The following is a 6,837-nucleotide window of genomic DNA, read 5'->3' as shown; positions in this document are numbered from 1 at the left end:
GATGGCGACCGCGTCGCCATCGGCCAGCGCGTACCGGTGCGCGGCATCGCCTTCGACGGCGGTCGCGGCATCCGTGACGTGCAGTTCTCGGCCGACGGCGGCAAGACCTGGCGCGCCGCCACGTTGGGCCGTGACCTGGGCCGCTATTCTTTCCGCGAATGGCACGCCGACTTCACCCCGGCGCGGGCCGGCGCCTACCCGCTGCAGGCGCGCGCCACCAACATGGCCGGCGACACCCAGCCGCTGGAGCCGCGGTGGAATCCCGCCGGCTACATGCGCAACGTGGTCGAAACCGTGCGCGTCGACGCCGCCTGAGGAGACCACCATGATCCGACTCGCCCGCCTCGCCTTGGCCCTGGCCGCCGCCGGCGCCTGCGTCCCCGCGCTGGCCCTGGACATCAAGCTACCGCAGGAGACCGCCACCCTGCACCCCGGCAGCGGTCCGGGCGCCCAGGGCGCCACGCTGTGCCTGATGTGCCACTCGGTCGACTACATTTCGTCGCAACCGCCCATGCCGCCGGGCTTCTGGGACGCCGAGGTCAAGAAGATGGTCGGCACCTACGGCGCGCCGATCCCGGCCGAACAGGTGCCGCTGATCGTCGAGTACCTGAACCAGGCCTACCCGCCGCAGGCACCGCGCGCCAAGCCCTGACCCGTGCCGCGCGCCCCACCGGGCGCGCGGCGTTGCCGCATCGCTTCACCTTCATCCGGACGCCTCGCAATAGGCGTACCATTGGACGGCCCCCGCCCGCTGTCTCCGGGTGATCACTGAGGCCTCCATGCTCCAGCCCGTCTCGGCCACCAACGATCTGCCGCCCAGCGCGCCGGGCACGGCCGCCGCGCCGCCACAACCCGTGCTGCGGGTCAGTACGCTGTCCCCCTTCGCGTTTCCGGCGTTCCGCATCATCTGGATCGCCAACCTGTTCGCCAACCTCGGCACCTGGGCCCAGTCAGTCGCCGCGGCCTGGGTCATCACCACCGAGCAGAGCAGCCCGCTGATGGTCGCCATGATCCAGGTGGCCGCGGCCTTTCCGCTGGTGGCGCTGTCGATCCTGACCGGCGTGCTGGCGGACAACTACGACCGCCGCAAGGTCATGCTGACCGGCATGCTGCTGGAACTGGCTGGCGGCATCTTCATCACCATCCTGGCCTATCTCGGCCTGCTGCACCCGCTCACCCTGATCGTGTCTGTCTTTTGCATCGCCATCGGCAGCGCCATTGTCACGCCCGCCTGGCAGGCGGCGGTGGGCGAACAGGTGCCGCGCGAACATATCGGCAGCGCGGTGCTGCTCAACAGCGTCAACTACAACGTGGCGCGCGCGGTCGGGCCGGCCATTGGCGGCCTGCTATTGGGCGCCGCCGGCGCGCCCACCGTGTTCCTGCTGAACTGCGTCTGCTATGGCAGCCTGATCTGGGCCATCTGGCGCTGGCGCCGCGAGGTGCCGGCACGGCGGCTGCCGCCGGAACGGCTGCACGAAGGCGTGGTGGCGGCCCTGCGCTATACCCAGCACTCCACCGTGACGCGGGTGGTGATGCTGCGCGCCTTCGCCTTCGGCCTGTCGGCCAGCGCGCTGTGGGCGCTGCTGCCGCTGCTGGCCTATGCCCATGAACAAGGCGACGCGTTGCTGTACGGCTACATGCTGGGTGCGTTGGGCGTGGGGGCCATTTTCGGCAGCGCCGTGGTACGGCGGCTGCAGGCGGCCTGGGGCGCCAGCGGCCTGGTGAGCGCCGCGGCGGGCCTGCTGGCCGTCTGCCTGCTGGGGCTGGGACTGACCAGCACGCTGTGGCTGGCGTTTCCGGCGCTGCTGCTGTCCGGCGCCTGCTGGATCGGGGTGCTGGCCACCTACAACACCACCGTGCAGATGCTGGTGCCCGACTGGGTCAAGGCGCGCTCGCTGGCGCTGTATCAGACGGCGATCTTCGGCGGACTGGCGGCCGGCTCGTTCATGTGGGGCCACTTCGCCGACACCATGGGCGTGTCCGGCGCCCTGTCGGCCGCCGGCATCATGCTGGCGATCACCGTTGCGCTGCTGTACCGCTCGCGCCTGCCCGAACAGGTCGACACGCAATCGCTGGCGCGCGCCGACACCACCGAACCGGCCCTGTCGGCGGCCGGCTTCAACACCCGCCATGGCGCGGTGCTGGTGGCGGTGGAATACCTGATCCCCAGGGAAAAGCTGTCCGCCCTGATCCAGGCGGCGCGACCGCTGCGCCTGCTGCGGCTGCGCAACGGCGCGCAGCAATGGCAGTTGTTCCGCGACCTGGAGCGCGAGGGGGTATGGCGCGAGGTTTTCCTGGTCGAAAGCTGGATGCAGTACCTGCGCATGATCGACCGCATGACGCTGGCCGACAAGATGGTGCTGGACAGGCTGCGCGCGATGCACGCCGGCGACAGACCGCCACTGGTTTCGCGCAATGTCAGCTATCTGGCCATGAACGACGCGCAGGGCTTTTCACTGCGCCGTGACCCCGAATCGCCCTGACCCGCGCGAGGCTCCCATGCTGAACTCCCTCTGGCGTAAATGGTGTGCGTCGCGGCACGGCGGCCCACAACTCGATACCATCCTGGCCGGCGCCGACCCCGAGGCGCGGTTGGCGCAGCGCAATCTCTGGATGGTGGACCTGTGCCGCTGGATCGACCGCCCCGGCCGCGATCGCGCCGAAGACGGTCGTCACCCGCAGCACGCGCGGCTGCGCTATGTGCTGCAGGTGCTGGAAAACAACCCTGCGCTGGCCGCCCCGGTGGCCGCCACGCTGCGCTCGCTGATCGCCGATAACGACCCCACCTCGCTGCTGTGCGATACGGGCGTGGCCTCGCACCCCGGCTTCTGGGGAGAATGCTGGGAGCGGGCGCAGGCGCGGCTGCTGCCGCCGCCCCCCAACCGCGGCGACATGTTCGGACTGTTCTCGCTGATCTTCCGCAAAGCCGATGACGCCGCCTGGATCGAATCACTGGACGACGACACCCGAGCCCGCATGCGGCGCCTGCTGCGCCACGGCGACGGCATAGAGCATCTCGACCCGGGCGCCCCCGAGCCGCCGCCACGCCATCTGGTCGAGGCGCTCACCAGCAGCATCCAGGTGCTGGCCAGCCAGGTGCGCGCCACCGGCCTGAGCCAGGACATCCGCTCGCGCCTGCCGGGCCGGGTGCGGGAAAGCCCGTTCTTCGCGCTGGCGGCCGCCGCCGCCGAGCTCTGCGACAGCCCGCCCGACACACCGCGCGAGGTGTTCGCCCGCCGCCTCAACCTGTTCCGCGCGCAACTCGATAGCTGCCGCGCCGCTTCGCGGCATGTTTATGCCGAACTGGAGCAAAACGGCGTGTCGGTCGAAGTGGTCTTCCAGATCGAACGCATGAAACTGCGGCTGGCGCGCATCGAACTGCTGCTGGGCGTGTGGGTCGATCCGACGCAGCGCAACAAGTACGTGCACCTGATCGCCGAGCTGATCCGCTCGACCCAGGCGCGCAGCAGCATCCGCCACCTGGCGGCGTCGTCTTTCGCCCAGTTGGCGCGCCGCGTCATGGACCGCACCGCCGAGACCGGCGAGCACTACATCGCGCGCGACAGTGCGGAATACCTGGCAATGTTGAAGGCCTCGGCCGGCGGCGGCCTGTTGATGGTGCTGACCGTCTACCTGAAGTTCTTCATCGTTTCGCTGCACCTGGACAAGTTCATCGAAGGGCTGCTGGCCTCGCTGAACTACGCCGGCGGCTTCCTGGCCATTCATTTCTGCCATTTCACGCTGGCAACGAAACAGCCCGCCATGACGGGACCGGCCCTGGCGCACCGCCTGGACCAGGCCAACACGCCCGAGGGCCGCGAAGCCTTCCTCGACGACACCCTGTCGATGATCCGCTCGAATGCCGCGGCCATCCTGGGCAACCTGGCGGTGGTGTTCCCGCTGGCGTGGGCGGCGCAATGGGTGGCGCAGCACGGCTTGCAACGGCCTCTGATCGATGCGCAGAAGGCGCAGGCGACGCTGGACTCCTTTTCGATCTGGGGACCGACGCCCATCTACGCGGCCGCCACCGGTGTGCTGCTGTGGCTGTCCAGCCTGATCGCCGGCTGGGCCGACAATTGGTTCGCGCTGCACCGCGTGCACGACGTGATGGCCTACGACCGCCGCATGCGCCACCTGTTCGGCGCGCGCGGCGCGGCGCGCTGGGCCGGCTTCTGGCAGCGCAATATCTCCGGTATCGCCGGCAATGTGTCGCTGGGGCTGATGCTGGGCCTGGGTCCTGCCATCGTCAGCTTCTTCGGTCCGCACGTCGAAGTTCGCCACGTCACGCTGAGCGCGGGCCAGGTCGGCTCGGCCATCGGCGCGCTGGGCTGGGACGTGGTGCACACGCAGGCGTTCTGGCTGGCGATCGCAGGCACCGCGCTGACCGGCGCGTTGAACGTGGGCGTCAGCTTCGCGCTGGCTTTCGACGTGGCGCTGCGTTCGCGCAATCTGCGCCGCGGCGATCGCAAGGCGTTGGCGCTGGGCGTGCGCCGCCGCATCTGGCAGCGGCCGGCCACGCTGTTCTGGCCGGTCAAGCCGCGCGCCGACCTCAGAACGTGATCGTGACCAGGACGGTATCGCTATAGTTGCCCGGGCGCGGCGTGGCCTGCGCGGTCAGCGGCACGTACAAGGTCTGGCTGGGCGCCGCGATCGGGCAATTCACCAGCAGGGTCGACAGCAGCCCCCAGGCGATGTCGACACGGACAGTGGTGCTGTAGTTCTCGCTGTACAGGGTATTGGCGTTGCCGACGGTCGACACGGTGGTCTGTCCGCCCGGCAATTTCGCGTAGTAGGAAAACGAGGTCGACGCGGAGCCGGTCGACAACACAGGGCCGGCCAGCAGTATGGAGGTCGGGGCGGAGGTGGTCGCGTCGCTCCAGACCTGGCTGTGGCCGCTGTCGGTGTACAGGTTGTAATTCATGCGGTAACCACCCGCGCCCATCGCGCGCGCGGCCGTCGAGGCACTGGTGGTGCCCACGCCTGCGGAAAAGCACAGGCGCGCGCCGAACGCCAGCGCCGTGAAATTGCACGTCACCGCCACGCTGTTGCCGTCGGCGAACGTGTCGTTGGACAGCAAGGGATTGACGGCGCCGAAGTTGACCGTGCCGGTGGTAGCGGCGCCCAACGAACACGAGGTGGCCCGGGCATCGACGGCGCCGCCCGCCCCCAGCAGCAGCAAGGCGAACAGGGTCGGTTTCATGGGCTCGCCTCCTGCAACGGCTGGCAGACGAACGGCCCCAGCGTAGGCAGGGGCCGCGCCGGGTCATGCCGGTACGGAAACGCCACCACGCACGAAAGGCCGTGCCGCCTGACGAAGCGTTGAATCGGCATGTCGCACTAGAATCAACCCTCACCCACAGCCGGCGCGCGCTTGCGCCCCGGTATCCTGCCGCGGCGCCCCATGCTCTCCTTCTCACGCACCACCATCCATCCCGCGGGCCAGGGCCTGCCGGCTTCCGAGCGCCTGGGCGCGCTGCTGGCCGTGATGCTGGCCGTCTGCATGGCCAGTCTCGACACCGCTATCGCCAACACCGCGCTGCCGACCATCGCCCGCGACCTGCGCGCCAGCGATGCCGGCTCCATCTGGGTCATCAGCGGCTACCAACTGGCCATGGTCGCCGGCCTGCTGCCGGCTGCCGCGCTGGGCGAAATCCTGGGACACCGCCGCGTCTACATGGTCGGCATCGCGGTCTTCACATTGGCCTCGCTGGCCTGCGGGCTGGCGCCATCGCTGCCGGCGCTGGTGGCGGCCCGCATTCTGCAGGGGCTGGGCGCCGCCGGCGTCATGAGCGTGAACGCCGCCTTGCTGCGCTTTATCTACCCCGCGCCGGTGCTGGGACGCGGCATGGGCCTGAATGCCATGGTGGTGGGCCTGTCGTTCGCCGCCGGGCCGACCGCGGCATCGGCCATCCTGCTGCTGGGCTCGTGGCACTGGCTGTTCCTGATCAACGTGCCTATCGGCCTGCTGGCGGTCGGCCTGGGCCTGCGCGGCCTGCCACCGACCACCCGCGCGCCGCATGGCTTCGATGGCTTTGCCGCGGTCCTGTGCGCACTGACACTGGGGCTGTTCGTGCTGGGGTCGAACGAACTGGCGCACAGCGCGCCGTGGCAACGCATCGCCCTGGAATGGGGCCTGACGGCCGCCTGCCTCTGGCTGCTGATGCGGCGCCAGGCCGGCCATCCGGCGCCGATCCTGGCGGTGGACCTGCTGCGCCGGCCGCTGTTCGCGCTGTCCGCCGCCACCGCCGTCTGCGCTTTCGCGGCGCAGGCGCTGGCCTTCGTGTCGCTGCCGTTCCTGTTCCAGACCGTACTGGGCTACAGCCAGGTGCACACCGGTTTTCTGATCACGCCCTGGCCGGTCGTGGTGGCCTTCATGGCGCCCATCGCCGGGCGCCTGTCGGACCGCTATCCTGCCGGCATGCTGGGCGGAGTCGGCCTGGCGCTGCTGGCCCTGGGCATGGCCTCGCTGGCCCTGCTGCCTACGGCGCCGTCGGCATGGGACATCGCCTGGCGCATGGCGCTGTGCGGCGCCGGCTTCGGCTTCTTCCAGTCGCCCAACCTGCGCGCCATCATGACCTCGGCGCCGCCCTCGCGCGCCGGCGGCGCCAGCGGCATGATCGGCACCGTGCGATTGCTCGGGCAGGCCACCGGTGCGGCCCTGGTGGCTGCCTGCTTCAATGTATCGAGCAGCCACGGCGCAGTGATGGCGTTGTGGCTAGGCGGGCTGTGCGCCGCGCTGGCGAGCCTGGCCAGCTTCGCGCGGCTGCGCTTTGGCGCGATCGAGCCGGCGCACATGCCAGCCGCCCGCTGAGCCCGCCCTTTATTTCGTTTTATGTC

At 69.9% G+C, this 6,837-nt stretch carries 5 protein-coding genes and 1 pseudogene; 5 read left to right on the top strand and 1 reads right to left on the bottom strand.

Annotation, left to right across the window (positions count from 1 at the left end; genetic code table 11):
- The 4 genes and pseudogenes from AC6LKG_RS08875 to AC6LKG_RS08860 form a co-directional block, all read left to right on the top strand.
- Positions 1 to 315, top strand: a pseudogene (locus tag AC6LKG_RS08875) (molybdopterin-dependent oxidoreductase); the annotation flags it as partial.
- A gap of 10 nt (positions 316 to 325) precedes the next feature.
- On the top strand, positions 326 to 652 hold the full coding sequence (gene sorB / locus AC6LKG_RS08870) for a SorB family sulfite dehydrogenase c-type cytochrome subunit (protein WP_498163968.1): 327 nt from the start codon (positions 326 to 328) through the stop codon (positions 650 to 652).
- A gap of 127 nt (positions 653 to 779) precedes the next feature.
- Entirely contained in the window at positions 780 to 2,483 is a 1,704-nt protein-coding gene (locus tag AC6LKG_RS08865; RefSeq protein ID WP_498163967.1) for an MFS transporter, read from the top strand.
- Between the two features lie 16 nt (positions 2,484 to 2,499).
- Positions 2,500 to 4,560: a site-specific recombinase gene (locus AC6LKG_RS08860; RefSeq protein WP_498163966.1), complete on the top strand. Its 2,061-nt coding sequence runs from the start codon at positions 2,500 to 2,502 to the stop codon at positions 4,558 to 4,560.
- On the opposite strand, the gene AC6LKG_RS08855 is transcribed toward AC6LKG_RS08860, so the two are convergent.
- Complete coding sequence (locus tag AC6LKG_RS08855) at positions 4,550 to 5,200, bottom strand: spore coat protein U domain-containing protein (RefSeq protein WP_498163965.1); 651 nt, start codon at positions 5,198 to 5,200, stop codon at positions 4,550 to 4,552. The two genes, AC6LKG_RS08860 and AC6LKG_RS08855, sit on opposite strands and share 11 nt — an antisense overlap.
- Before the next feature lie 201 nt (positions 5,201 to 5,401).
- On the opposite strand from AC6LKG_RS08855, the gene AC6LKG_RS08850 reads away from it, so the two are divergent.
- Entirely contained in the window at positions 5,402 to 6,811 is a 1,410-nt protein-coding gene (locus AC6LKG_RS08850) for an MFS transporter (protein ID WP_498163964.1), read from the top strand.
- Positions 6,812 to 6,837: the final 26 nt, after the last annotated feature.

It is taken from the genome of Achromobacter sp. 46006 (assembly GCF_059761975.1).
The sequence above is the reverse complement of the archived record's forward strand: the minus strand, read 5'-3'. Positions and strand labels throughout refer to the sequence as shown.

Coding starts and splice junctions, on each gene's coding strand:
- sorB (WP_498163968.1), top strand. CDS start 326: ATGATCCGACTCGCCCGCCTCGCCTTGGCCCTGGCCGCCGCCGGCGCC.
- AC6LKG_RS08865 (WP_498163967.1), top strand. CDS start 780: ATGCTCCAGCCCGTCTCGGCCACCAACGATCTGCCGCCCAGCGCGCCG.
- AC6LKG_RS08860 (WP_498163966.1), top strand. CDS start 2,500: ATGCTGAACTCCCTCTGGCGTAAATGGTGTGCGTCGCGGCACGGCGGC.
- AC6LKG_RS08855 (WP_498163965.1), bottom strand. CDS start 5,200: ATGAAACCGACCCTGTTCGCCTTGCTGCTGCTGGGGGCGGGCGGCGCC.
- AC6LKG_RS08850 (WP_498163964.1), top strand. CDS start 5,402: ATGCTCTCCTTCTCACGCACCACCATCCATCCCGCGGGCCAGGGCCTG.